This window comes from Peribacillus saganii (assembly GCF_003429095.1).
GTDB lineage: Bacteria > Bacillota > Bacilli > Bacillales > DSM-1321 > Peribacillus > Peribacillus saganii.
This window is the reverse complement of record NZ_QVTE01000024.1, coordinates 43,038-69,384: the sequence shown is the minus strand read 5'-3', so window position 1 is coordinate 69,384 and position 26,347 is coordinate 43,038. Positions and strand designations below refer to the sequence as shown.

Here is a 26,347-nt window from a genome sequence, read left to right as displayed (position 1 = left end):
GAAAACTAATGAAAATATTAATTGCTACAGCCTATGATTATCCGCATGCAGGAGGACTATCGACACATGTTGCCACATTAAAGGCCGGACTGGAATCATTAGGGCATGATGTCGATGTTCTATCCTTCTCGGATGTTTCGCCGGTGTCACGAAAACTATTGGCCCAGGGCCCAAGTTTTCTTTTAAACAAGCTGAAGAAAGGCAAAGGCATTATCTGGAGCCACCAAATGAGAAAAAGGTTCCTGCAGGCCTTGATCGAGAAGAATAAAACAAAGCAATATGATGTGATCAATGCACAGGATCCATTTACGACCCTTGCTGCCATTGAAAGCGGGATTCCGACGGTATCAACTGTTCATGGCTATATGACATTTGAATCGATCAGCAAAGGCTCGCTCGATGAAGGCAGTGCTGAAGCAAAGTACATGCAGGATGTTGAAGTCCAGGCGTACAAGGGCACACGGAAAATTATTACCGTTGACCAACGTCTTCGTGATTATGTTAAGGACCTTTCCGGAGTCGAAGGAACGGCTATCCGTAACTTTATTGATACAGTCGGGTTTAAGCCTAATCCCGAGAAAAAGAACGAGTACCGCAGGAAGCACGGCATCGCTGAGGATATCCCGGTTATTTTTGTACCTAGAAGACTGACAAAGAAGAACGGCGTTATCTATCCGGCCCTCTCTCTTCCAATGGTGCTAGAGAAATTTCCAAATGCTCAATTAATATATGCAGGCAGCGGTGAAGCGCTCGCTGAAATCAAGCAAATCGTCGCAGAGAAACAGCTCGATGGCCATGTTACCCTGCTTGGTGCGGTGCCTCATGACATGGTAAAGGAATACTACGCTCTAGCTGATGTGGTTCTTGTACCAAGTGTCCACTCCGCTGGTGTTGAGGAAGCTACCTCGATTTCCGCACTTGAAGCAATGGGCTCAGGCTCCCCATTAGTTGCTTGTGCAGTCGGCGGCTTGAAGGAAATCATCAATAACGGTGAAGACGGCATATTAGTAGAAGAGAAGAACGTCGAGCAATTAGGCGAAGCGACCATACAGCTGCTTAGCAATCCTGAAGAGGGGCAAGCGATGGCAGCAAAAGCACGCGAGAAAATTGAAAAAGAATACTCCCATATCGCTGCCGCTGAAAAATATCTCGAAATCTATAAAAGCGCTTTGAAATAAAAGTAAGGCGTGGAATGCGCCTTACTTTTTATAATTGTGCTGAATTGGTTTGGCAAGTAAATTACCGATTTCGGCAAGTAAAACTCGGATTTTGGATAGTAAATATATCAATATGGAAAGTAAACTGCCATATACGGCAGAAAGTTGCATTTTCAAAAAGAAGTTATAGCTAAAAAAACACCAAAAAATCTTTATAAAACCTATCTTCAGATATATAAACGACCATAAATGAATGGCAATTCCCCTGGAATGCCGATTTTCCTCACACAAGAGAGGTGCCAGAATGTCAACACTCAAAAAAACGGCCATATGGATTACGCTGTTGGCTTTAGTATTAAAATTATCCGGTTTTTTACGGGAAAGTATTGTCGCCAGGCAATTCGGAGCCACTGAACATACTGATGGCTACTTGCTTGCTTTTTCCTTTATTACTCTTGTGGTTGCGATGATTTCCGGCGGCTTTAACAACGTCTTCCTTCCGCAATATGTTAAAAGCAGAAAAGAAGATCCTGAGGGAACGGAAAAGAACGCAAATGGAGTCATGAACAGCACGGTTCTGTTGTTCCTGATCATTTCTTTAATAGGAGCCATCTTCGTTCCATACTTTGTTCCGTTTATTTTCGGTAACATGACCTTTCTCACCGAGGAAGTTGCCGTAAAGATTACAAGGATTTTCTTTATTTTTATGAGTGCGATTGCACTGAACGGAATTCTGGAATCGTATTTGCAGGCCAAACGGATCTTTGTTCCTGCTCAAATTTCTAAAATTCTCGCAACCTTGATGGGTGCCGTATTTGCCCTTCTGTTTTCTGAACAATGGGGAATTTACAGCTTAGCCTACGGATTTGTTTTTGGTACAGTACTCGGAATCATCATTCAATTTTACTATCTGCAAAAAAGTGATTTTCGATGGAGGCCTAACCTTACAATTGAAAAGGACTTCCGAAAAGCATTCATTGTTCTGATTATCCCTTCTCTGTTAAATTCCGTTGTTGGGCAGATTAATATGTTTGTAAACAAGATTTTCGCATCCGGGACTGTTGAGGGAGCGGTAACTTACTTGAATAATGCTTCCCTGCTCGTCAGCATTCCAAATGCCATTTATGCGACTACCATTGCCGCCATTATCTTTACCCTGCTGTCTGAGCAGGTGGATGATATGAAAAAGTTCCAGCAAACCGTATTTATGGGGATGGAAATTTCGCTAGTTACATTGCTGCCGATCGCTGCCGGATTATTGGTAGTTGGCGATGCTGCGATTGCCTTCGTTTATGAGGGCGGTGAATATACAGCAGAGGATTCTTATAATACCTATCTTGCACTTATATTCTATTTACCGATGATTGTAACCCAGGGACTACAGTTTATTACATCTAAGTCCATGTATGCCCGCGGCAAGACAGCGATTATTTTCCGCATTAGCGTAACCACCATTGCCGTAAATGCTCTCTTAAACTTCCTGCTGGTAGATCGGTTCGGCTATACAGGGCTGGCATTAACCAGCTCCATTGTATCGGTATACTATCTGGTGGTTTCATCTATAGTCGTTTATAAGGAATTCCCGAAAGCTGAGGTTGCCCGTTTGTTTACGCTACTCCTTCGGGTTATACCGCCAACCTTGATTATGACTGTCCCTATCTGGCTTCTTAAGGAATATACGCCGATTGGCGGATTCTATTCCCTGTTCCAGCTTGCTATCCTGGTGCCGCTCGGTGTGATACTTTATACGGGATCACTTTATATATTTTACCGACAGGGCTTCAGACGCTTGCTAAACATCCTTAGAAAGAAAAAACCTGCATCTTGATAGCTGTGATATAAATAAAAAAAAGCTTGGAGATGATTCCAAGCTTTTTTTTATTTATTTTTTATACCTTCCGAAATAGATTTATCATGATTATCTTTTTTTCTCTTCTTTTCAACATAAATCCAGGTATAATAAACTGCCCAAAATAGTAGTACAATTCCTATTGCATACTGTGTTACTCCTGAAGGAAGATAGATTTCCAAAAGAACTACAATAAGAATAAACGGAGGTAAAAGTATCAAATATTTTTTCCAATGCATACTGTTTTCACTCCTTCATTTATTGGCATTCTACCATACAATTACAATTTCATCTGTTTTTAAATCTACTTTTAATTGTCTAATTTTTAGTACTGAAAGCAATGACCTTTTTACAACCTAAGTAAAAAAACCCTATATCTTCCCTTCTTGTAGCATAGCTGTTGTTAATCAGGGTAATAGAAGTTAAGTAGAATGTAAAACCCCCTATTAGTAACATAACGACCGCTGAAACTACATAAGCTTTATCAGGAGGGAAGGAACAAATGAGATTTAGTACACCCCTGTTGCCTGATGGTGTTAGTTATTCCGCAGATGAAAGAATTACCCAAGATGACCCGTACTACTTAGAAAAAATGCATATCCGTTTCCCCGAAGATATGACTTTCCTTTATAGACTCGCAATAAAATATAAAAAACTGGCATTCTTACCCGTAAGCGATAAACAGCAGATAATAGAAAGCCTTATTAAAACTATTTATTTTTATGATAAGCTGCGTCCACTTTCACCCGAGCATGTAAATGAATCTGATTACAGACGGTTAGTTGACATTAAGAATCATCTATTTCATAAAAAGACCACCAAGTCGAAGGGCGAACCATACAAGTGGTTAATCTTGATTCCCCTATTCTTATTGTTGCTGTTATTAGCGTTTGTGCTAGTGCATTTATCAAGCAGTGAATCTGAAGTAACGAAATCTTATCCAAAACAGTATGCAGTAGTGACTCAATATAATGCCAATATTTATAGTCCAATCATATCTCAGGATTCCGCCTTCGAGGAGAAAACCTCTCCTGAAAAACTCACCGGAACAACAGTGTTAGATAATCGACTGCCGTTAAATATGTTAAGAACAGCTATTCTAGGATATACCGTGGATAAAGGAAAACTCCCAGGATCTCTAACAGATCTGACAGATTCGTACCCTAACAATTATTTATCATTTATCCCACTAGACGAACTGCACTCTACTAACAAAGAAGTTTCAGTAAAAGATAATACGGGTGGCTGGGTATATACTCCCTATCTTTTAGAAACACCAATAAAAGATCTAAAACCTAATCAGTTATATAGCTTATTAGCTGAAATTCTCGTCCCAAACAATAACAGCTGCCGAAACTCCTGCCCATCTGAACCCATTAATATTGAAATCAACAAAGCACACCATTCCCTTACTCTTAAGATGGGAGACATAAAAATGAAAACGTATGAGGCAGGATTAGGCAAAAATAATTCTACACCTGAAGGATCGTTTACGATCGAAAAACGAGTCGTAAATCCAAATCATCATCTTTCTAAAAAACCCTATGGCACAAGGGGTCTCGAGTTATCCAACCGGGATTATGCCATTCACGGAACATATGATACAAGCAGCATTGGAAAGAATGAATCAAAGGGCTGTATTCGACTGTTAAATGAGGATATTGAAGAGATCTTTTCTATAGTTCCGCTTGGCTCTGCAGTCACTATTGTAAACAAACCTGCAGATCAAACTGGCACTGCAACTAAACCAATTTCCATAACAGCAAAGCAGGATGTAATGGATGAGTTATTGCTAAATAACTTGATAGCACATAACCTATATCGAAATCAGGCTAACAAGACAGCATCAGATGAAATTGATCGTAGAAGCACTTTTTCGTGGAATAATTAATACTGGCTCTCTACCATTTTTCTAACTAGCAGATCTTTGCGGCAGAAGGAACTCCTGCATTCTAGTTCTTCATGGATTTTATTCCATTTCTCCTCCAGGAAGCTTATCAAGCTTCTTTTTTTATTGTTCCCCTACAGAGAAATCGAGAAGAAGGTGTCTCAGCGTACTGCTGGCCGTCCACTTTCCTAAAGTAAACTGAGCAATAAAACCTAATTCAAATTACCTAATTTATAATGACATCAAGGATCCAAAAACTTATAATCTATCTATATCATAGTATTTATTTCCAACAGTCTAGTCATGAGGTGTAATGATGAATAAAAAGTTTTTTTATACTCTAGGTATTGCTTCCCTTTTACTATCGGGATGCACTGAGGAGGAACAAGCAACTACCAAACAGAAAACCGGCCCTTCTAATCAGGAAAAAACGGGCAAAGTAGTGTTAGAGGTACTCTCAGGAAGCGGCAAAACTGGATATAAGGACGGAAACCTAGCAGAAAGCAATTTTGCATTTCCGTTTGGAATTGCCCTTAATCAAAACGGGGACGTACTAATCACTGATCAAAAAAATCAGAGGATAAGAAAAATAACAAAAGATACGGTTACCACTGTAACTGGTGTTTCGAAGCTAAAGGATCCATATGGAATGGAAGCTGGCGGATTTTCCGATGGTGCGAATTCCGGTGCCATGTTCAAGGATCCTAAAGGGATGGCAGTTGATGCCACAGGACAAGCCTTCATAGCAGACTCTGCAAATGGGGCAATTCGAAAGGTGGACACCGATGGGGGCACTACTACTTTTACTAAAGGATTGAACCATCCATCCGACATAGCAATTGCCGATGACGGCACTCTTTACATAACCGAAACATTAAACCACCGTATTGTGTCCATCGATAAAAAAGGCTCCGTAAAAGTAATTGCAGGCGGTGGATACAAGAAGGAAGGAAATTGGACGAACGGCGGGTTAAAAGACGGACAAGGAGAAGCAACGCAATTCAATGAACCAACCGGTATAGCGCTTTCGAATGACGGATCACTAATTGTTGCAGACACAGGCAACCAGCGAATTCGAAAAGTAACTTCTGATGGAACCGTGACTACTCTTGCAGGATCTGGCGATTCACTCATTACAGGAACAAAATATAAAGAAGGAGGGTACAAAGATGGAGCCGCTGGCAAAGCCCGTTTTAACTTTCCAAACGATGTAGCTGTAGGCAGCAAGGGCACAATTTATATAGCCGACACCTATAACCACGCAATAAGGGCTCTAATGGATGAAAAGGAAGTTACCACTGTGTACTCGAGTCCGGAAAATAGCGATCTTCAGGGCCCAACACAAATGGTAATAGCAGATAAAAAACAATTAATTTTCACCGACCAATGGAGCCATCAAGTGAAATCTATCAAACTGCAATAGAGGAGGGATTGCTTGAGCGCTTTTGATATTCTACTAATCGGTCACCTGATTGGAGATTATTTGTTTCAAACCAATTGGATGGCAATGAACAAAGCCAAAAAGTGGGATGCCTTACTAGTACACTCTGCGGTTTATACATTATGTATTGCACTAATTGCCTGGATTGGTTTCGGCGGCCTCTCCCTCCTCGACATATTAATCATTCTGCTGTCTCACATATTTTTAGACAGACGTACATTCATTGTCTGGTGGGTAAGAAACGTCATGAGATCAGACCCGAACGCTGTTGGTTGGCTGGTGATCATGACCGATCAGGTTTTTCATATAATCATCCTGGGGTTGGTAGTTGTGTTTTAGTTAATCCGGAATTAAGCGAGTAGGAGGGAGTGGCTATCCCCCGACCTCTTTGGTATAAGCTTCAATTAATTACGGCAATAGGAAAGCAAGCAGCCAAAGAGGCATGCTTGCTTTTTTTATTTTAGAGATTTATTTTTGCCGGACAGACCGCGGCGTCCCAGGTAAAAAAGCATCCCCTGCTCAAGACAAATTTTCCAGGACTGACTATAGGGCAAAAAACGGAAATTTACTTACCGTTTTTTTTCAATTCCCCCCTTGGGGTCACTAAATGGCGATTTACTTACCAGTTTCCTCCTGATCGTTCCTTCACGGGCGCTAAACATCAATTTACTTACCGTTTTCCACCCTAATTTCTACTTCTTGGGCGCTAAACATCAATTTACTTTCCGTTTTCCACCCTGATTTCTCCTTCACGGGCGCTAAATGCCGATTTACTTTCCGCTCGCCCTCATTAATCCCCATTCACGGGCACTAAACATCAATTTACTTACCGTTTTCCACCCTGATTTCTCCTTCATGGGCACTAAACCCCGATTTATTTACCACCAGACCTCTTCTTTCCACATTCACGGGCACTAAACCCCGATTTACTTACCGCTTTACTTCTATTTACTCCTTCTCGGGCACTAAGCAAACCTTTTAGTCACGTTTTCTGCAAAGTACTAGCAGAGGCTGGTTCGAAGCGATTGATCGTTGCACAATACTATATAATTCTGCATGTAAATATTTTCTTCCAATATCCGCCTGCATTTATACGTAATAACGGGATCTTCCTACACCTACAGATTTAAAGTTTTTCTGGAGGACGCGTCTTATTGTTTTCTGAGATTGTATTATTTTGCACCAGTCTTGAATTACATTTGTAGTGATTTTTCTATCAGGAAACAGAATTTGAAATTCATCCACGCACCGTTTCACTGCTGATGAGACACCTTCTTTGCAGCTGCAATTGTTACATACCATCAGCCCACCTGTTAATTCAGTAATAAATGCAGTGCAGATTGCGCATGGCATCCCCTTTTCTAGCAGGTCATAGCTATAGCTGGACAATCGAGTGTAAGGAGACTCAGTTAAATGGCAGGAAACTAGTTGTTCTGCAAATCTGATATGTTTGTCCTTTAGTTTTGGTGATTTCAAGTTTAATTTGTTTTTAAATCGATTAAGCTGTGCTGGGAAGATAATAGGTAGGTTTAATGGAGCTTGATATAAGTGAAATTCGGGGTTTATGAAGATAACATGCGCTTCTAATTGTGAGGTGAATCCAAGGTCTTTAAGAATTTGCCGGAATAGGGACTCACTCCGCTTCAGCTGCAGGAGCGGATTTTTAATCTCAGACTTAGAAGTTGAATACCATTTTTCATCTTCAATATAAAAATCACCTTCATAATTTTTGACTTCAATAAGATGTATGATGTCATGGGAAACTAGAAGCGTATCGATTTGAAATACAGTGTTGTTTCTTTCCAGACATAAATCATTTATTATAAGCCAGCTGTCTGAAAGGTTCCCTAACCAAACATCACACATTTGTTCACCTTTGAAGCCCTTTTCAAGAGTCGAAAAGTAATTCTCATCGTTAGCTGATAAATCCTTCCGTGTTTTTAAATATCTCATAAGCGTTAATTCTCTTGGTTCACTTCTCGATTTAATTATCATATTTCACCTCCAAATAAATAATATAAACTATTACATTATTATACAAGTGACAACTTCCCGACTAAAAAACGCATGTACCTTCCCATCCAGAAGGCACATGCGTTTTCACTTTTTACGTCGGATTTACCTCAGTATTATCAGTAGGATCACCAGTTTCAGGTTGAATGACTGGAACATTTTCAGCCGGTTGCTCATTTACGGGCTCTTCTGGCAGAGAAACCTCTTGCTCACTCTGAACATCTTCCATGGTCGGATCTGGTTCAGATACCTCGTTCTCACTTGTAGCGTCTTCATCAGGGATTGTGGTACCTTCTGGAATTCGGGCGTCAACATCGCCTGTTGGCTCCTCTGTTCGAATTGGGACCTCTGTATCACTGTCATTCTCACAAGTGCTTGGTACTTCTGAGGACGCCTCCCCGGATACATTAGGATTTTCACAGACTGGTTCTTCTACCTGAGTATCATCCTGACCTGGATCCTCTTGTATATCATCCCTAGTCGAACCCTCATCTGCTTTTGGAGGTTCCAAATTAGGTGCTGCTGTCGAAAACTCAATTGAGACTTCAGAATTCATCGACAGCTCATTTTCACTAATCACACTGTTTCCAGGCAAAGTAAGAGTGTAGGTTTTGCCAGGCTGAAGAATTCCTGCCAGGTTTACTTCCACATTACTGCCATTTACTGCTCCTTCAACAGTTTGCGCTTCTTCTGCTCCCTCCACCTTCAAATAAATTAATGGTGTTACAAAAGGGTATAAAGGCTGATTAAATTCAAAAACTGCTGTTGTATCAATCGGTATATCTTGCCTCTTATTAGCTGGATTGGAATTTACCAGTTCTAATGGTCTTTGCATCGCTGCCGTATCACTTTGCAAAATGATTTCTACGGCTTCCGGATTAACACTACCGTCCTGAATATTAATATTACCTGGCCAAGTCCCATATCTCATCTTACCGTTATAATAATAGGAATATTCAAGGACATAGCTATCATCTTTATTAGGGACGATTAATGTAAAGTCTGCTTCTGTTTTTCCAGCCTGTATTGCTGCTTCTGTTGAAAACATAAGCATTGCTCTTTCTTCTGAGTACTCATTATAGGCAGATAGGTTAACTTTGACATCCTCATCAGCTGCTACTCCATCAGGCAGCATTACCTTACCGACGACGACCGCTCCTTCAGGTATGTCAATATTTAAATCTGCAAAATTTTCTATAGGCGATAATATTTTAGCAGATTCGATATCATAAACAATACCATCATGACCAACATATCCGTCCATTATCAAATTGCCAGGCTGGCTTTTTAAATAATAATGGACACGGTACTGCTGATCTGCTGGAACTTTAATGTCATATTCAATACTTGTAGAACCTGCTGGAATGGTAATCTCTTTCATTAAAGGCATACTATCTAACGGTTCTGCTGATATTATGACATCTGCATTTTTTTCTAAAGGATCTGCCAATGTAACCATGCCACTAATGGTACTGGAGGCCACTTTATCAAACGATATTGTAAATTCACTGGACGCTTCTACCCAATGATTAATAACCTTTATCTGGACTGTATATTCTCCTGATATTCCAGGAAAAAGCATATCCCAAGTATAAAAATTTAACTCACCCGGCAAAAACTTATATGATAATACTTCTGATCCTTTTGTTAAAATAATTTCCCTTGTAAGCTCCTGGTTTATCGATTCATAAAGAGTAACCGAATTTCCTTTACCATCGTAAATTTCCCCGTTAACTGTTCTTCCTATTATGTCAGTAGGAGAAACAGCTGAAGGTCCATCATACATTTTAAAATGGTAATCTGTATCAAAGGAGAATTGCACAGTCTCCCCTTGAGCATCAATTGGTCCCTTTCTGTATTGAATATCATAAGAGGATTCATCTTTTCCGTATACCACCCAGATATCACTATACTCCCCATTCGAGACAAATACCCTGTTTATTTCTGTACCATTATTGTTTAAGTCAAGATGATAATAAGTATTAAAACCGTCGTTCGGAAAAGCAACTACATCCTTTGATTCAAAAGTAAATTCTCTATTATTATTAGATTGTAATTGGATTTCTGTTAAACGCTGCTCGATCATGACATTGGATGTGCCATCTACCTTCACTTCTTTATTAAATAGCATATATCCATTATTTTCACTATCATAACCGTTAACCTGCAGATTATAGTTCCCAGGAGAAATAAAAACACCCTCACGAACCAATGCATTGTTTACTGGATTTCCATTTGCATCAACTAACGTTGCGTTGACAGTTCTTTGCTGGAAGCCGTCCACACCCTCAACATCGACAACAAGGGGCACTAGTCCTTCGCCATTTAGTTCAATTAATTTTCCAATGTTTTCTCCGGTTACTGTTTGAAAGTAAACCGCTTCTGTTGTCGAAACAGCTACATTTATAGTTGTTTCTGGGGAAATTTTCTCTTTAAGATTTACATATACGGCTAACCCCTCAGAGGTTACTTCCGAACTAACATACGCGGATAAATCATGATAATTTCCATTAGCGTTCATTTGGGTAACTTCAACATTCGCATAGGTTGAATTAGTATTCTTTAGTAAAAATCCAAACTGCTCTGGCTGCTGTGCTTCATTACTGTAAATCGTTTTTATTTCACTATCAATTTTATTTGGAGCGATAGCCTTGAATTTAATTGGATGGGTACCGTTGAATTCAATGTGCTGATCCGGTTTATACTCATTAGAGGCTTTTGTAGGCTCGGTTCCATCATTGGTGTAATAAATTTTTGCCCCGGGGTCAGCAAGCTCATCCAGAACCACGCTTCGTTTCCCTTCATAATCTATGATTAAATGCTCTGGAACTTCCAGCTTCTCTGCATTAAAAACTCCATAAGTTGAGAAATGGCTCACATCAGCTTTAATCAGACTATTTTCGATTTTTGATGTCTGATACTCCCACTCATCATTAGCTAATTTATAAAATACTCCTGTATTTTCTACATTGCTGGAGCTTTCAACCGGAAAACTAATTGTTACAGGTGTTGTTAGGTAACTATTAATATCGGTATTAAAGTTAAATGCCATGACACTTCCGGTGCCAGCCGGAGAAAAATCGGCCTTGGTTACGACTGAACCGGTCACATTATCTAGACGAACAGTGGTGCCCGCAGGCAAATTGCTAGAAACAGGCCTCATATCAAGACCGATCCCTCCTGCAAATACCAGATTGCCACTTCTTGTGCTGACTGGAGCTTCAGTGCCTAGGTCAATTTCCATCGATCCTGCCGGTGGTGGATTGGTGGTACCTTCCCCATCTGGATTTGGCGCCGGTGCTGGATCTGATCCCGGGCTGGTATTTGGCTCTGGATCCGGTGTTGGTTCCGGAGTCGGACTTGGCGTTGGCGCCGGTGTTGGTTTCGGACTTGGACCTGGCTTCGGGTCCGGTGTTGGTTCCGGATTTGGACTCGGCTTTGGCGCCGGTGTTGGTTCCGGTGTTGGACTTGGCTTCGGATCCGGTGTTGGTTCCGGTGTTGGTTCCGGTGTTGGTTCCGGTGTTGGACTCGGCTTCGAGTCCGGAGCTGGGTCTGGATTTGGACTTGGCTTCGGGCCCGGTGTTGGTTCCGGGTTTGGATTTGGCTTTGGGCCTGCATTTGATCCCGGACTTGGATTTGACGTAGAACCTGGGTTTGATGCCGGGTTTTGGTTAGTATCCTTGCCTGAATTTGGTGCTCCCGCTATGCCTGGATCTGGATTTGGTCCCTCTCCATTCCCCTGTGTTTGACCAATTGTTGTAGGAATGTCTCCTGGTTCATCATCTAAGCTGAGTTGCGCCGCGGCTGTAACAATATTATTGTCCTGTTCAGGATTTGATTGCTGCGCATTATTTAACAAGTTTTTTTCTTCTAATTTTTGATCTAATAGCTGTGCAGAAGATTTAATCAGGTTCTCTGTATCAGCTAAATTTTCCTTCACAAAGAGGTCATCAATCTTTTGTGTATCCATACCTTGTTTAATAGCTTCATTTTTTACTTTCTCAAAAGATTGTGCAGCTTCCTGGTTTACTTCTTGAATACTTGTTTTTAGCGATTCTATTGATTGGTTCCTTGAGGATAGCTCTTGTGTAACTTGTTCAATCTTTGGTGAAACTTCAATCGCTTTTAGCAGGTTATCGGCAAGAAGCGCCGTAAATACTGTTCTTTTTGAACTTAATAGACTTTCGGTTAACTGCTCCATTTTCTCCGTTTCACTTAAACTTCCTAAATCAGCAGCTCCTGATTCCTCTATTCGTTCTTCAGAGACTTCTAACATGTCCTGTAGCATTTGTACCAACATGCCGGGCTCAGCATCTTCAACTAGTTTTTCCAAGTTAATCTGTGTCTTTGAATCCTGCATTTCACCATTCAGCATTCCTTCATACACTGTTATGGATTCGCCAACAGTGACCAAGGTTTCCTCCTGCTGGTTTTCTTCTTCATTGTTTTCCTTACCCGGAGAAGAAACACTGACTGCTCCGTCAAACACATGTAAGACTGTGTCAGCTGTGTCCGGATCAATAGAAACATAGAATAATGTTCCCCTCACGCCCATAACCGCAGTAGGAGTTTCAACATTATATTCGTCATCTGCGTTTAAAAGCTTTTTTACACGGTTCCAGATATTCCCCGACCATAGCTTCAAACCTGTTCTGTTCTGATCTCCTTCTTGTTTTAAAGTGGAGATCATGAGCTGGGTATTTTCACTGAGCATTGCCTCGGTACCCTTATCATAAATAATTTTGGAAGAGCTGGCTTTCTCGGTACGGATCATATCACCTTCCAGCAGCCCCATTCCATTGAAAGCAAGGTACTCTCGCAAGCCGCCTCCCCTTTTTAACAGTGCACTTCCTTTTAAATCTGCTATTTTGGCTGATCTTGCCGTTTGGCCTTCTGCTGCTTGAACAGTAGCAGGCAAGCACATATGAAGCAGCAAAAGGCAAGCAGCGATAATCTTACTGCACTTCAACTCTCTCCGCCTCCAATTCATAGACAACAACCGGTTCCGCTTTCCCCTTAACCTTTATAGGCTGAAGAGGTGTACACACGAAATGCTGCTGTATAATCTGATATGTATTTTCACTCATTAAAATCTGGTTCGGTTTTGCATTCGACTCTAGCCGTGCAGCCAGGTTAACTGTATCCCCGATCGCAGTGTAATCCATTCGTTCACTGGAGCCAATATTTCCTATGACAGCCGGCCCAGTATTAAGTCCAATCCCGAAGGCTACGGAGCTTTGGTATTTATCATTAATCTGCTGGGCAAGCCTATCTGCTTCCTTTTTCATAAAAAGTGCAGCATTAGCAGCACGGATGGCATGGTCCTCATACTCGATTGGCGCTCCGAAAATAGCCATTATCCCATCACCAATAAACTTGTCAATCGTACCTTCATATTTAAAAATTGCCTGGGCTCCGAGATCCAGATATTCATTGAGTATCCCAACGACCTCTTCCGGCTCCATTTTTTCGGAAAGCGGCGTGAAGCCCCTTATATCAACAAACATCAAAGTTACTTCCTTGCGAATTCCGCCAACCGCTATTTCATTCTTAGCTGCCAGGATCTCATCAACGACACTTTTCGAAACATAGCGCCCGAATATCCCCGTCACTCTTTTCCGCTCCCCAAGCTCCCTAACATATTGTGTGACAATGGAAAGCACACAGGAAGTAATAATCCCCATAACCACATAGATAAATGGAAGCAGAATGGAGAATTTCAAGAATACAATAAGAGATATCCCTACATAGCAGGCTATCATTATTAATGATAGTAAACCTCCCCATTTAGGGCGCAGCGCAACAAATAATAGATATCCTACAATAGAAATAAGGAAGATAAGAACAACCCCGACCGTTTTTGACGACGTTTGATAAAAATCCTGATTTAACATGCTTTGGATGATATTTGCATGGATTTCGACCCCGAACATTTCCAGCGTTCTGCTTGTTGGCGTCCTGTATTGATCGGAAAGCCCCGTGGCATAAGGGCCTATTAACACAACCGAATCGGTAAAGTATGATGGATCAATTTTTCCGTTAATGACATCCTTAATGGAGAAAACTTCAAATGATTTAACATCCGTTTTTTGAGCGGAAGAGAAATACTGGAAATAAATATTGTTTCGGTTTCCTGTGGAGAGCTTCTTGTCACCCGCATAAAAATTGCCCTGCTCATCCCATGTTATTTGCTTTTTTTCATCCAGAAGACGGTTTGCCAGCCTGACAGAAATAGCAGGAACTATTCCTTTTTCTTCGTCCTTAACCCCTAATGTTACCTGGCGTACAATTTGGTCCCGGTCAGGGAAAGTGTTAATATGTCCAACCTGTTCAGGTGCAGGCTCATAAATAGGCCAGAGCAGCTCTTCTGCCTGAAAGGATTGCTGCCTCGGCGGAAATTTAAAATATGCTGACAAATAAACATTCGGATATTGCTTGGCAATACGGTTCCATTCTGAATCTTCTTTTGGCAATTCACTTTTTTCTGTATACAGGACATCAGTCCAGACAGCAGTGGCACCTGCCTTGGCAATTTTTTCTGCCGTTTCAGCCAGTACATCCCTTGACCAAGGCCATTTACCGATTTCGCTCAAGCTTGCCTCATCAATGGCAAGAATCTTTATTCTGTAATCAACTTCTTTTTCATCAGTAAAAGAAGTTAGCCGGTCTGTAAAATTATTCTCAATCATATAAAAGGTATGAAAAATATAAAAGCAGGATAAAACTGCCCCTATTATCAGACCGACTAAAATATTTTTTGCTAGCTTCATTGGTGTCCCCCTGAATTCCACATGCTGCTAAAATACATCTTTATAAAGTTCCTTTACTCGCACTATTTCATCCAAGTTTTCAAAGAATATATCAACGAGTTTCGGATCAAAATGCTTACCGCTTTCTTCCCTAAACAATGAAAGGATCCGCTCCAGCTCCCAGGCGTTTTTGTAGACCCGGTCACTTGCAAGCGCATCAAATACATCGGCCAAGGCCGTAATCCTGCCATATATATGGATGTCTTCCCCGCTTTTTCCCTCAGGGTATCCCGTTCCATTCCACTTTTCATGGTGTTCATAGGCGATTATCGCTGCTGCTTTTAAAATCCGCCGATTTGATCCTTTTAGAAGGTTATATCCTACTCTGGTATGGGATTGCATGATTTCGTATTCTTCTTCTGTAAGCTTTCCAGGTTTATTTAATATGCTATCAGGGATGGCAACCTTCCCAATATCATGCATAGGCGACGCCATTACTACCAGGTCAACTTCCTCCTCGCTCATACCCACGCCCCTCGCCAGGATTCCGGAATATCTGGCAACCCGTTTGACATGATTTCCTGTTTCTTTGGACCGCGTCTCACCAATTTCCCCCATGGTAAAAATAATTTCCCTCTGGGTCTGTTCAATTTCTTCATATAAAATGGCTGCCTCCAGAGATTTTCCTGTATAGGACGCAGCTAAGGTTAGGTGCTTTAAATCATGATCAGAAAATACAGCATCAGCTGAAGTCATTTTATTTACTGCCTGATAACACCCAATAATTTGATTCTCCTGATTATGTATTGGTATTACGATTACCGACTTGGTTAAATAGCCCGTTTTTCTATCAACATCCCTGTTAAACCGGAGGTCCTCATAAGCATTGCTTATAATAATCGGTTCCCCTGTTTGAACCGCGTTTCCAGCCAATCCGGTGGAAGCAGGAATCTCAACTCTGTCTATCCCATGGGCAACCTTCGTCCATAATACTTGCCGGTCCTCATCGAGAAGCCAAAGCGTACATCGGTCAGCAACAACAAGATCTCTGCCCATATCAGCCATTAGCACCAGGAGCGTTTCAAGCTTTTTTTCATTCGCTATTTTTGCTGCATATGTAAAAATAACCTCAAGCATTTCATCTGCCTTCAATTCATTCCTGAATAATTCAGCATTGGCCACTTCTTTCAGGTAAATCCCTCCTGATCCAAAAGTCTTAGTTTTATCATAATTTTAAATCCGACAAAATTAAAGAAAAATTTGTAAAAATTTCTTTTATAAGATAAAAATGGAATATGAGAAATTGTGGAGGCTAGATAGCTTAAAATGGAGTGTGAGGAGCGTACAACAACTATGGCTGGCTAATAAAGACATTTTATGTTGGGCGGGCACTAAATCTACTTTTACTTACCGATTTCTGCTTTGGTTCAATTTTGCGGGCACTAAACGGGGGTTTACTTACCGGTTTCTGCTTTGGTCTGCTCCTGCGGGCACTAAATGAAGATTTACTTTCCGATTTCTACTTCAGTCTGCTTTTGCGGGCACTAAATCAAGATTTACTTACCGATTTCTGCTTTGGTTCAATTTTACGGGCGCTAAATGAGGGTTTACTTACCGATTTCTGCTTTGGCCCAATTTTACGGGCGCTAAATCAAGTTTTACTTACCGATTTCTGCTTTGGTGCAATTTTGCGGGCACTAAATCTAGCTTTACTTACCGATTTCTGCTTTGGTGCAATTTTACGGGCGCTAAATGAGGGTTTACTTACCGATTTCTGCTTTGGTGCAATTTTACGGGCGCTAAATGAAGGTTTACTTACCGATTTCTGCTTTCGTTTACTTGTTGTGGGCACTAAATGAGGATTTTCTTTCCGGTTTCCTCTTTGGCCGCCGTTTTGCGGGCACTAAAATCAGGATTTTCTTACCGATTACCGCTTTGGTCCAATTTTGTGAGTACTAAATCAAGATTCGATTTACTTACCACTCTCCGCTTTGATCCAATTTTGTAAGTACTAAATCAAGATTTACTTACCAGTTTCCGACCGATTGTACATTTGTGACCGGGTTAACTTAAATAATCCCTCCACTTCATTCAGATTGTTGTTATTTACAAACTCATAACTACAGATTTAAATTTAACTCCAAAATAAAAAAAGCTGAACCCGCATAATATATGGGAGTTCAGCTCTAATAATTATTTACTTTGCGATAGTAATATTATCTACATATTCAGCACTGACATAAGCAAATTCATTTGCATTGCTGTCTGAGATAATTTTATACCAGTCAGTGCCATTTGAAGCTTTCTCGGTTCCGGCAATGATTACAGGATAACCTGGCTTTGGATAGGTAAATTGCTTATCAAAAGAAGTTCCGGCGCCCATCCTGACATTAAGTCCCTGGATATTGGTGATGCCAATGTTATACGGGTTGGCGTTATTGAGGAAGTCTTTTCCACCTAACGCTTTATCAACGCGGTACATATGGCCGGCTACTTTTTGTCCCCAATAGGCGTCAGAGGCATAGCGGACATTGATGCCGCGATTTTTGTTGCCTGGAGAACCGCCATTTTGATAAGCAAAACCGCTGTCTGGGATTGGAACGTAATTTTTATTCAGATAGTTGTTCATTAAGCTAATAATGCAATCTTTTATAGTTGCGTACTGCTCTCCGTCTTCCGGATTGCTATCAAACACTTTAATCCCAAAGATATTATTGTTCTTCTGAGCATGAGTACTTGTTCCAAAATCGCTCTCATGCATGGCCATTCCTAAGATTAATAGCGCATTAATCTTATACGTGCTTTCCACTTCCTTTAAGGTTGCACCAAGGCCAATCAGCTTGCTTGTTTTTGTTGCATCCTTATAACGAATGAAAGTGGTTGGATTAGAAGTATATAATGCTTCTTTTTCAGCAAGTACTTGATTGATATATTGATCTAATTCGGCTGCTGTGTAATTTGTCTTTGAACGTGCCGGAAGCATATTAAAATACTGATAAGCAGTTCCGACCACTGTACCGTTTTCTGATTTAAACGAATTTCCGTCCCAGCTAATGTATTTCGTACCCTGCTTTAGAAAAGAAGGTGCAATTCCCGTAGTATAGGCAGTATGGCTGTTTTTATCAATGTCATATACATTATGAACCAATTCTCCTGCACTGTTAACAGTGTAATAGGATCTGCCCTTCATCATCGCAAGAGGGACAAGATAGGCATTTGCATGCTTTACAAAACCTTGTCTGCCAGCAACCTTGACTTCAATCTTCTCATCATCTGATCTGACATATTCCATCTCGGTCGCCGGAACAGCACCACCTGTAGCAACAGGCATTATAACTGTTTTCATATCAGCTTCATAGATGACTGCAGCCGAGCTCCCGACAGTTGGCTTCGCCATAACAATGCCTGATTTCATTTTAATAATAGAATCATTATACAAAACAACTTGAGTGTTGCTGTTAGTTATCGCTGAATTTGCTGCATCAAACGTGTTATAGCTTTTTGGACTAATAGTCAGTTCTCCGGCAGCACTCACTGTGCCGATTTTAAATGGATCTTGCCCTTGGCTCGGATCCTCTTCTTCCTGTATTCCTTCCGCAGCCTTTAACATTCTGTAAATGAATGCTGCTGCATGGGCACGGGTCGCGGATTTCTTAGGGTCGAAACGGAAGGTTCCGGTCAGGTTCCCTTCACTGTCTACATTAGGTATACCTGCGATAATTCCTAGAGCAACCATATTCGCAATAGAATTACGGGATATCGATGAGGTAACGAGCTTTTCATCGGTGAAAGCCAATGCTGCTTTCTGTTTTGGCACTTTCAGATAATCCAGTGATTTATCAATCATATTAGCCATCTGTTCACGGGTGATTGGGTCATTCGGGGCAAAGGTTCCCGCTGAATACCCGGTGATGATTCCGGCAGCTACAGCTGAGTAGATTCCCGGAGCTAGACTTGCTGTAACCGGTACATCCTTAAACTTTGGCTGTCCTTCCGGCAATTTAAGAGCACGTGCTATGAAGTTAGCAAACTGCCCTCTTGATACTTGATCATGCGGCCCGTACTTTCCAGGGCCATACCCTAAAATTACTCCCTTCTCTGCCATTGCCCTCATTTCCATTTCCAGTGCAATTCCAGTAAGGTCATCTGCCGCGGAGGCAAAACGGTTCGGTAATAAGGAGACAATAAGCAAGAAACTTAGAAGGAGTGTGCTAATTTTTCTCATTAAAAACTTCCTTTCAACTTTATCTTTTTGGCCAAAGTCAACGTTTACTAGAAACTGTTACATGTGCAACATTTTGACAAAATGACAGGATATTTCTATTTTAGCAAATAACTAGTTTAAAAGGCGGTTGTATTGGGATTTTTTGTGGGTTTTTGTAGAAATAGAACTTTTTTACTATTTTTATAGGTTTAAGACACCTAAAGGCTGGGTACAAGGGGATTTGGCGAATATTACAAACCCTTCACAGAATGTCATCCCGTTTTTCACTGAATTATTCCATATCTTCACGAAATAAATCTTACTTTTCATAGAATTAGTCCTCGTTTTCGCAGAATTTAAAAACAAAAAGCTCTGTGCATTTTTCACAGAGCTTTCACGTGTATGTTCCAATAAGGAATTATTGTTTCCAAGCGTGTATTTTTTGCAGCAACGTTACCAACTGCGCCCTTACAATAGGGTCCTTTGGTTTGAATGATTCATATGTTTTCCGTACTTTTCCGTCCTTGTCCTTATGCCCGCTGGCCAGGTTCTGATCATACAGCCATTGGACAGCCTGTTTTTCAGTCATGTTCTTGTTTGTAAATCCTTTTGCCAGAAGCACTGCTGCTTTTCCTCTGGATAGAACGGCATTTGGGTTCTGTTTGACCGGAAGACCCAGCTTTTTAGATTGTGCATATACCGACTTCAAAGATTCATCCTTCAGGTCTGCTCCTAAGTAATAACGAAGGAATACTCGTAAATACTCGCTCTCGGTCATAACCTTTGCAGGCTTCAGCAGCTTTTGATCTGCATAGCCAAAGATGATGCCCTTGCCAATTGCCCAAGCAAACGCTTCTGACCAATACTCATTTGGCTTGTAGTCTTTGAAAACAGAAAGATCAGGCTTATTCTCTAAACTTCCTGACTTAACCCATTTGGCAATATCCGAAATAAACTCCTGCGGCACATTGCCTGGGGTCATATATTCTGTCATCCCATCAGGTGTTCCTGAGTAGTTGATTAGCATATGGAACATGTCAGGATATAATTTGTATTCTACATTGGACCGCTCTTTAAGCTCTGTTTTCCAGGATTCAAGTTGAGTTTCCTCCACTTGAATATCTTTGCCGCCCTGCAGAAGAAGCAACGGCACATTTTGCTGTTTTGCCAGTTCAGTCGGTATATAATCACGGATATCATACCACCAGTACGGGTTTTGCAATTTAAAGTTAGCCGGGAACTTTTCTGTAGAGTATTGCGGGTCGTTTATCAAACCGATCTGTTCCTGGAAGAATACAAGATTATCTTTAACAGCCTGAAGCTGGTCTGGCGGAAGGTTCATTTGCTTTGCTCTTTCCAGCTGCTGTTCCATTTGCAAGAGTAATAGATTATGGAACTTCCCTGCCGGCCCGGCGACACCAATCGCTCCTTTAATATCCTTATCCTTATCGTTTTCAATAATAAGCGGTAATGCAAAAGCCCCCTGGCTATGTCCGAGAACAAAAATTTTCTTAGAATCAACCTCCGGGAGTGATTTTAATTTTTCTACAACAAGGTTTGCATCGATTACTGTTTCCTCTTGGATTGAGAATGCAGGTACAAGGCTGGATTTAATAGGATGGACTTTTGTCCGTTTATCGTAGCGGAGTACCGCTATCCCATCGTTCGCCAAACCCACAGCAATGTCACGGAATGGCTTATTCACAAACGCGGTTTCATCCCGATCATGTGCACCTGAACCGTGAACAAGAACAACAACAGGAAATGGTCCTTTCCCCTTTGGAACAGTCAGCGTAGCCGGCAAAGAAAATGCTCCTTCACCAATGACAAGCTGTTTTTCTGAGTAATTTTCGGGATGATTGTAAACTGGGTTCAAGAAGCTCGTGGGGTTAGTTGGAAAATCATAAAAAAAGTCATCCACCTTACCTTCACTGTTTAATCGCAAAACAAGCTCCAAGCTGCCCTTTTCTGCCGTAACTCTAAATGTCGCCTTCGTATGTACTCCATCATTCTTCAAATCTTTGAATTTTGTTTCACTGACTTTCCCGTAGTGCGCTGTTAAACCGGTATAGAATTGCGGTAAAAGTTCTGGAGATAAAGCAGGTTGAAGATTTTCACTCAAAAGCTTGTAGGCTTCCTGCCATTTGCCGGCTTCGGCAAACGCAACAAAATCCTTTGCCTTTTGTGTGTAATCGACAGCCTCTTTCACACTCTCTGCATAAGCATGCTGTTCTGTTGCCGGCAAACTCCCTGCAACACCTGTTAATCCTAGAGTTCCTGCCAACATCAATTTACCGATTAAATTTGATCCTTGTTTCGCCAACCGTGTTTCCCCCCTAATACTTGACTTAACTATTATACGAACGAGAAAAGAAAATGTTTCATTTTTTTGAAAAATTTGTATATAAATGAGAATCACTTTTCAAAGACAGATCTGTAAGAAAACACAGTTGAATAAAAAAACACCATCAAGGGTGGCGCAGCATTGCAGAATTCAGTTAAAAGGAAAAACATCCTCGACTGGGCATGGGTCGTTAATAAAATAAAAGCCATTCTTATACGGTGAATGGCATACCGTCCCGATCCATTCCTTTCACAGCTGGGATCACCGCTTCCTGGGATGCCTGTTAGCATAAGTTATGAGCGCCGGGATGAACCGGAACCAGGAATGGAGTATCGATATATAGAAGTCTGCATTCCCTTTTCACAAAGGAAAGAAAGCAGATTGTAAAAAATAATTACCCATGACCATTGTACCATAAAAACTCAGAATGAATTGAATTTACTGTAAATTAATTCAATTCAGGGTAAAGAAATTTTATATGTTTCATTGAAAGCATTTGAGATATAAAAAAAGAATGCTACAAGAACATAGCATTCCTCTTCATAACTTTATTTCACATGAAGCGCATTATAGATTGCCGCAGAAAAGTCGGCCCGTGTAGCGGAATCCGCTATACGATATGTCTCTGTTTTGAATCCTGTTGTTATATCTATCTTGTTCATCAGCACTATGGCGTCATGTGCCCAATAGCTTGATGGAACATCTGCATACACCGCTGCTGCACTGGTGACATTCTTTGTGCCTAACTTGAATGCCTTGTCGACAATAACTGCCATTTGTGCTCTAGTCATCGTGCTTTCAGGTCTGAAGGTGCCATCCGGAAAACCATTAATGATGCCGAGTTCCTTGATAGCTGCGATGTCTTTTGCGAACCTTGATGAAGCAGGAACATCATGGTAGGAGTTTAAGCTCTTCGGACTTTCTTTTAACACTCTATTGATAATGGCAGCTGCCTGTCCCCTTGTAACGGAATCTGCCGGTTTAAATGTCTGATCTTCAAATCCCAGTATAATTTGCTGGGTACTAAGCTGCTTAACAGCTTCGTAGGCAAAATGGCTTTGGGGAATATCTTTATATTCTCCAGCTGTTATAACACGCTTTGCGCCGGCATATTTAGGTCCCCAGTAAGAGTTGCTTAAGGAAACAATGTCAATCCCCTTACTTGATGTAGCACTTATAAATGAATTATCACCAACATAAATCCCTGAATGGGAAATCCCTGGCTTATATGTATTAGAGAAAAAAACTAAATCTCCGGGCTGAAGATCGTCTCTCTCAACTTTTGTACCAATATTGTATTGTTCAGCGGCTGTTCTCGGCAAACTGATTCCTATTTCTTTAAATACATATATAAGAAACCCTGAGCAGTCGAACCCACTTGGCGTTGAGCCTCCCATTTTATAAGGAACGCCCTGGAAGCTCTTTGCATATTCCAGTAATCTATCATCCTCAGAAGCCTGAACCTGGACAACCGGTAAAAAGGTAAACAATAAGCCTGCAATCAGCAGCTGACTGATAAGTCTCTTCACGTATTCCACCCCGAAATTCTCCGATAAATGTAAAAAGTATCGAATTTTGTTTTTCTAGGGTTATTCTACCAAGAAAAAAGGATTATAATGTTACACTTATATTACAATTATATTAAGTTGGTATATTTGGATAAAATTTGGGTATTTATAGTATTTTATCCTTTCATTTAAATATTAAGAGTTGAAAATGGGATTAAAGTAGAGTGATCAGGGAAAAGGCATTTGCGCTTATTATTCTTAATAGAAAACATTGTTGGAAAAATGGTTGTTACTAGGAATGAATCATGATAGCGGAATAAAACAACTATAACTACACAGCTAGTTGGCAGTCACGGTTGACTTTTACATAATCCAATATTTCCTCTGCAAAACTTATTTGTTAACACGCCGTTTAAAAGCTTCAAACATGGAAAGAATCTCATAATATAACCAATGAAAAAAAGGTGATTATTATGAATGAATATACTGAAACACAGAATTTTTTTAAAGGTCTCCTGTGGGGAACTGTTTTTAGCATTCCGTTATGGCTGTCATTTTTCGGCTGGATAAAAATATTAGTTCTTCTTTAGTTAACGTCTATCCATTTGATGGGCGTTTTTTAAATTTTCTTCCTGGGTGGGACCATTCATCCGAGTTAGGATAGTTTCGAGCCAGATAGAAAAGCTATGAGCACAAACTGTGTAACAATACAGATACAAAAAGGGACGTCAAGTGGAAATTAGAGGATTTTGGAGATCCAGAAAAACAAAAAGAGCTTATAAATTAAGCTCTTCTCTCCTTGCCGCATGTGACACACCTATGAGTATACATACTGATTTTATGTTTTCCGCGCAGCATGCAAATAATAGATCCTAATATCAAAATACCATCTCCCGAAAAAGGTCATTGGAATTATATTACTATATCTAGTTCATAATAACTAGCAAAAACCCTTAGAAAGTCTGAATTTTTTTACATTTTTAGGAATTAATATTATTTGATGCATTAAAAAGCTAGAGTAAAGAGAAAAAAGCTGCTAAAAAATCGCTTTTTTCAACAGCTTTGGAAATCAACTCCAAGGGAAATATAGTTGTTTTTGCATTTTTCTTTTTAATGAGAATTCACCTGTATAAAACTGAATAATAGGCAGCACTTCTCTTTATTATCTATAAGCATGTGAGACAAACAATATCAAAGTTTGCAAGATTAATTTAGGTATAACAATCCTACTTCAGCCGCGGATTATTCACTTTGGATAAAAACACGGAATAGGTTGATCTGCTCATTGGTTCGTATGGCCGGAACGTACCGTCTGGATAGCCTTGTGTAATGTTTGCCCCGGCGATTTTGTAAATAGATTCATATCCGGTCACTTTTGTGTTTACGTCTGTGTAAGAATGGCTTTCTGCATTGGGCAGGCTATATGCTTTTGAAAGCAAAATAGCCATTTCGACACGGGTTACCGGAGAGTTAGGTTTAAATGTTCCATCCGGGAAACCGTTTAGTATCCCCTGTTCATAGGCTGCTTGAATATAGCCCGATGCAAAGCTGTCGGACGGAACATCCTTGAATCTTGTGGTTCTTTTTTCAGCACTGTAGCCAAGGGAGCTGCCGAGCATGGCCACCGCTTCCGCTCTAGTAACTAGCTTATTAGGACGCACTTCTCCATTAAGGTAACCATTGATGATCCCTTTATTGTACAGATACATCATATTTCTGCTGTACCATAAATCGTTGTTCAAATCAGGAATAACGGGGTTTTGGACGTTCACTGAAAAACTATGGGATTGGTCGACCATCTCTTCTCCGTTTAACAGCGGTACAAGCAGATACTCGATATTTCCCTTTACTCCATAATCCTCAATCATTTCTTCGCTGCCGCTGCTAATTATCAATCTGTTATTTCGGTACAGGTTATAGCCTTGAGACACTTCCGGCAGTGAGGTTATCGTAATGCTTATGCTGCCTTTATCCCCGACTGTCTGGGCAGTTTTTGTTTCATTTTCCTGCACCAGAGGAACCGTGTCTGCCTGTACAAGTCCATAGCCATAGAGCGGATCCCGTGAAGGGACACCCAAGTCGAGCGCATTTTGCTGCATTTTTTGCCGAATTTGCTTGTTGGTCAAATTCGGATACTTTTCTATGTAGAGAGCAGCCATTGCCGTTACATGCGGAGCGGCCATGGAAGTACCAGTAAGAGCTCCATAGCCATCACGATCGATGCTGGCAGGAAGAGTACTTACAATCGCATTTCCCGGTGCTGAAAATTCAACCTTGGCACCAATAGAAGATTTATCAATTACCTGGTTATATTTGTTTAACGCTGAAACCGCGATAACATTTGAAAACTTTGCTGGATATTGGACCGTTTCATCACTGTCTGTCTTATGCCCTTCATTTCCTGCCGCGGCAACGACTAAAATCCCTTGGTTATAGGCCTGGTCGATCATAGCTTTCATTGCCAAATCCTCAACCGGCAGAGACAGGCTTAAATTAATAATATCCATTTTGTTCTGGATGCACCAATCCATTGCCGCCAATATCGTTGACGTTGTGCCAAGCCCAGAATAATCAAGAGCTTTTACTCCATAAATCATCGCATTAGGAGCAATACCTGCAACTCCAATACTATTATTTTGTGCTCCGATAATACCCGCTACATGAGTTCCATGCCCATTATCATCCATATAGGAATTACTGCAGGCCTCCGGGTCTTCCGTAATATCGAGCACACATTTTCCGCCTGCAATTTTTAAGTCCGGGTGGGTAAAATCAATACCGGAATCAACAATTGCGATTTTTACTCCTTTGCCTGACAACGAGGACGGCTGCTGGTTTTTTAGGTTTAATTTTTCATGTGACCAAGGGACAGTTTGCGCTTTAGTCCTCACTTGCTGGTCGATTGTTACCTCTTTAACAGTTGCCGCAACTTCCAGAACAGGCATGTACCTAGATTCAACATCTGCCGTAGCTGCTCCAATTGAATCATATTCATTAATGATTGAAGCATTTACATCTTTCAAAAGCGTATGGTCAATTTCTTCGTTAAATAAGATGTTCACTCGGATTAAGTTATTAGCAGCCATATTTTCCTCGGCCATGGACGGAATAGGAAGCAGAAAAACGACTAATGTTAACAGAAAGGCTGTAAATAAATTCTTTTTCATAGTTTTCCCTCGTTTTTAATAGATAAA

14 protein-coding genes are annotated in these 26,347 nt (G+C 40.7%); 5 read left to right on the top strand and 9 right to left on the bottom strand.

The window, feature by feature from the left end; all coding sequences use genetic code 11:
* The first annotated feature begins 8 nt into the window (after positions 1–8).
* Positions 9–1,178 (top strand): glycosyltransferase family 4 protein, encoded by a 1,170-nt coding sequence (locus D0469_RS09280; RefSeq protein WP_117326472.1) that lies wholly within the window; start codon positions 9–11, stop codon positions 1,176–1,178.
* Positions 1,179–1,461: 283 nt separating this feature from the next.
* On the top strand, positions 1,462–2,985 hold the full coding sequence (gene murJ / locus D0469_RS09275) for a murein biosynthesis integral membrane protein MurJ (protein ID WP_117326471.1): 1,524 nt from the start codon (positions 1,462–1,464) through the stop codon (positions 2,983–2,985).
* 50 nt (positions 2,986–3,035) lie between these two features.
* On the opposite strand, the gene D0469_RS09270 is transcribed toward murJ, so the two are convergent.
* Positions 3,036–3,245 carry a hypothetical protein gene (locus D0469_RS09270; RefSeq protein WP_117326470.1) on the bottom strand — a complete coding sequence of 70 codons (210 nt, stop codon included), beginning with the start codon at positions 3,243–3,245 and terminating at the stop codon, positions 3,036–3,038.
* A gap of 263 nt (positions 3,246–3,508) precedes the next feature.
* Between D0469_RS09270 and D0469_RS09265 the strand changes: the two genes are divergently transcribed.
* From D0469_RS09265 to D0469_RS09255, 3 genes are all read left to right on the top strand, one after another.
* Positions 3,509–4,897, top strand: a complete 1,389-nt coding sequence (locus tag D0469_RS09265) for a L,D-transpeptidase (protein ID WP_117326469.1) — start codon at positions 3,509–3,511, stop codon at positions 4,895–4,897.
* Between the two features lie 310 nt (positions 4,898–5,207).
* Entirely contained in the window at positions 5,208–6,317 is a 1,110-nt protein-coding gene (locus D0469_RS09260) for an NHL domain-containing protein (protein ID WP_117326468.1), read from the top strand.
* Between the two features lie 12 nt (positions 6,318–6,329).
* Entirely contained in the window at positions 6,330–6,674 is a 345-nt protein-coding gene (locus D0469_RS09255; RefSeq protein ID WP_117326467.1) for a DUF3307 domain-containing protein, read from the top strand.
* A 750-nt stretch (positions 6,675–7,424) separates the two neighbouring features.
* Here the strand turns inward: D0469_RS09255 and D0469_RS09250 are convergent.
* The 8 genes from D0469_RS09250 to D0469_RS09215 form a co-directional block, all read right to left on the bottom strand.
* Entirely contained in the window at positions 7,425–8,330 is a 906-nt protein-coding gene (locus D0469_RS09250; protein WP_117326466.1) for a nuclease-related domain-containing protein, read from the bottom strand.
* A gap of 112 nt (positions 8,331–8,442) precedes the next feature.
* Positions 8,443–13,317 (bottom strand): FecR domain-containing protein, encoded by a 4,875-nt coding sequence (locus D0469_RS21865; protein ID WP_158553406.1) that lies wholly within the window; start codon positions 13,315–13,317, stop codon positions 8,443–8,445.
* Positions 13,304–15,118 (bottom strand): CHASE2 domain-containing protein, encoded by a 1,815-nt coding sequence (locus D0469_RS09240; RefSeq protein ID WP_117326464.1) that lies wholly within the window; start codon positions 15,116–15,118, stop codon positions 13,304–13,306. Before D0469_RS09240 ends, D0469_RS21865 begins: the two co-directional genes overlap by 14 nt.
* 27 nt (positions 15,119–15,145) lie before the next feature.
* On the bottom strand, positions 15,146–16,279 hold the full coding sequence (locus D0469_RS09235; protein WP_117326463.1) for an HD domain-containing phosphohydrolase: 1,134 nt from the start codon (positions 16,277–16,279) through the stop codon (positions 15,146–15,148).
* A gap of 1,015 nt (positions 16,280–17,294) precedes the next feature.
* On the bottom strand, positions 17,295–19,322 hold the full coding sequence (locus D0469_RS09230) for an S-layer homology domain-containing protein (protein ID WP_117326462.1): 2,028 nt from the start codon (positions 19,320–19,322) through the stop codon (positions 17,295–17,297).
* A 397-nt stretch (positions 19,323–19,719) separates the two neighbouring features.
* On the bottom strand, positions 19,720–21,624 hold the full coding sequence (locus D0469_RS09225; RefSeq protein ID WP_117326461.1) for a serine aminopeptidase domain-containing protein: 1,905 nt from the start codon (positions 21,622–21,624) through the stop codon (positions 19,720–19,722).
* 569 nt (positions 21,625–22,193) lie between these two features.
* Positions 22,194–23,174, bottom strand: coding sequence for a C40 family peptidase (locus D0469_RS09220; RefSeq protein ID WP_117326460.1), 981 nt, complete (start codon positions 23,172–23,174; stop codon positions 22,194–22,196).
* Positions 23,175–24,379: 1,205 nt separating this feature from the next.
* Positions 24,380–26,320, bottom strand: a complete 1,941-nt coding sequence (locus D0469_RS09215) for a S8 family peptidase (protein WP_117326459.1) — start codon at positions 26,318–26,320, stop codon at positions 24,380–24,382.
* Between the last annotated feature and the right edge of the window lie 27 nt (positions 26,321–26,347).

Excerpts from the sequence above, each read along its gene's own strand:
- D0469_RS09280 (WP_117326472.1), top strand. The coding sequence starts at position 9 with ATGAAAATATTAATTGCTACAGCCTATGATTATCCGCATGCAGGAGGA.
- murJ (WP_117326471.1), top strand. The coding sequence starts at position 1,462 with ATGTCAACACTCAAAAAAACGGCCATATGGATTACGCTGTTGGCTTTA.
- D0469_RS09270 (WP_117326470.1), bottom strand. The coding sequence starts at position 3,245 with ATGCATTGGAAAAAATATTTGATACTTTTACCTCCGTTTATTCTTATT.
- D0469_RS09265 (WP_117326469.1), top strand. The coding sequence starts at position 3,509 with ATGAGATTTAGTACACCCCTGTTGCCTGATGGTGTTAGTTATTCCGCA.
- D0469_RS09260 (WP_117326468.1), top strand. The coding sequence starts at position 5,208 with ATGATGAATAAAAAGTTTTTTTATACTCTAGGTATTGCTTCCCTTTTA.
- D0469_RS09250 (WP_117326466.1), bottom strand. The coding sequence starts at position 8,330 with ATGATAATTAAATCGAGAAGTGAACCAAGAGAATTAACGCTTATGAGA.
- D0469_RS09240 (WP_117326464.1), bottom strand. The coding sequence starts at position 15,118 with ATGAAGCTAGCAAAAAATATTTTAGTCGGTCTGATAATAGGGGCAGTT.
- D0469_RS09230 (WP_117326462.1), bottom strand. The coding sequence starts at position 19,322 with ATGAGAAAAATTAGCACACTCCTTCTAAGTTTCTTGCTTATTGTCTCC.
- D0469_RS09215 (WP_117326459.1), bottom strand. The coding sequence starts at position 26,320 with ATGAAAAAGAATTTATTTACAGCCTTTCTGTTAACATTAGTCGTTTTT.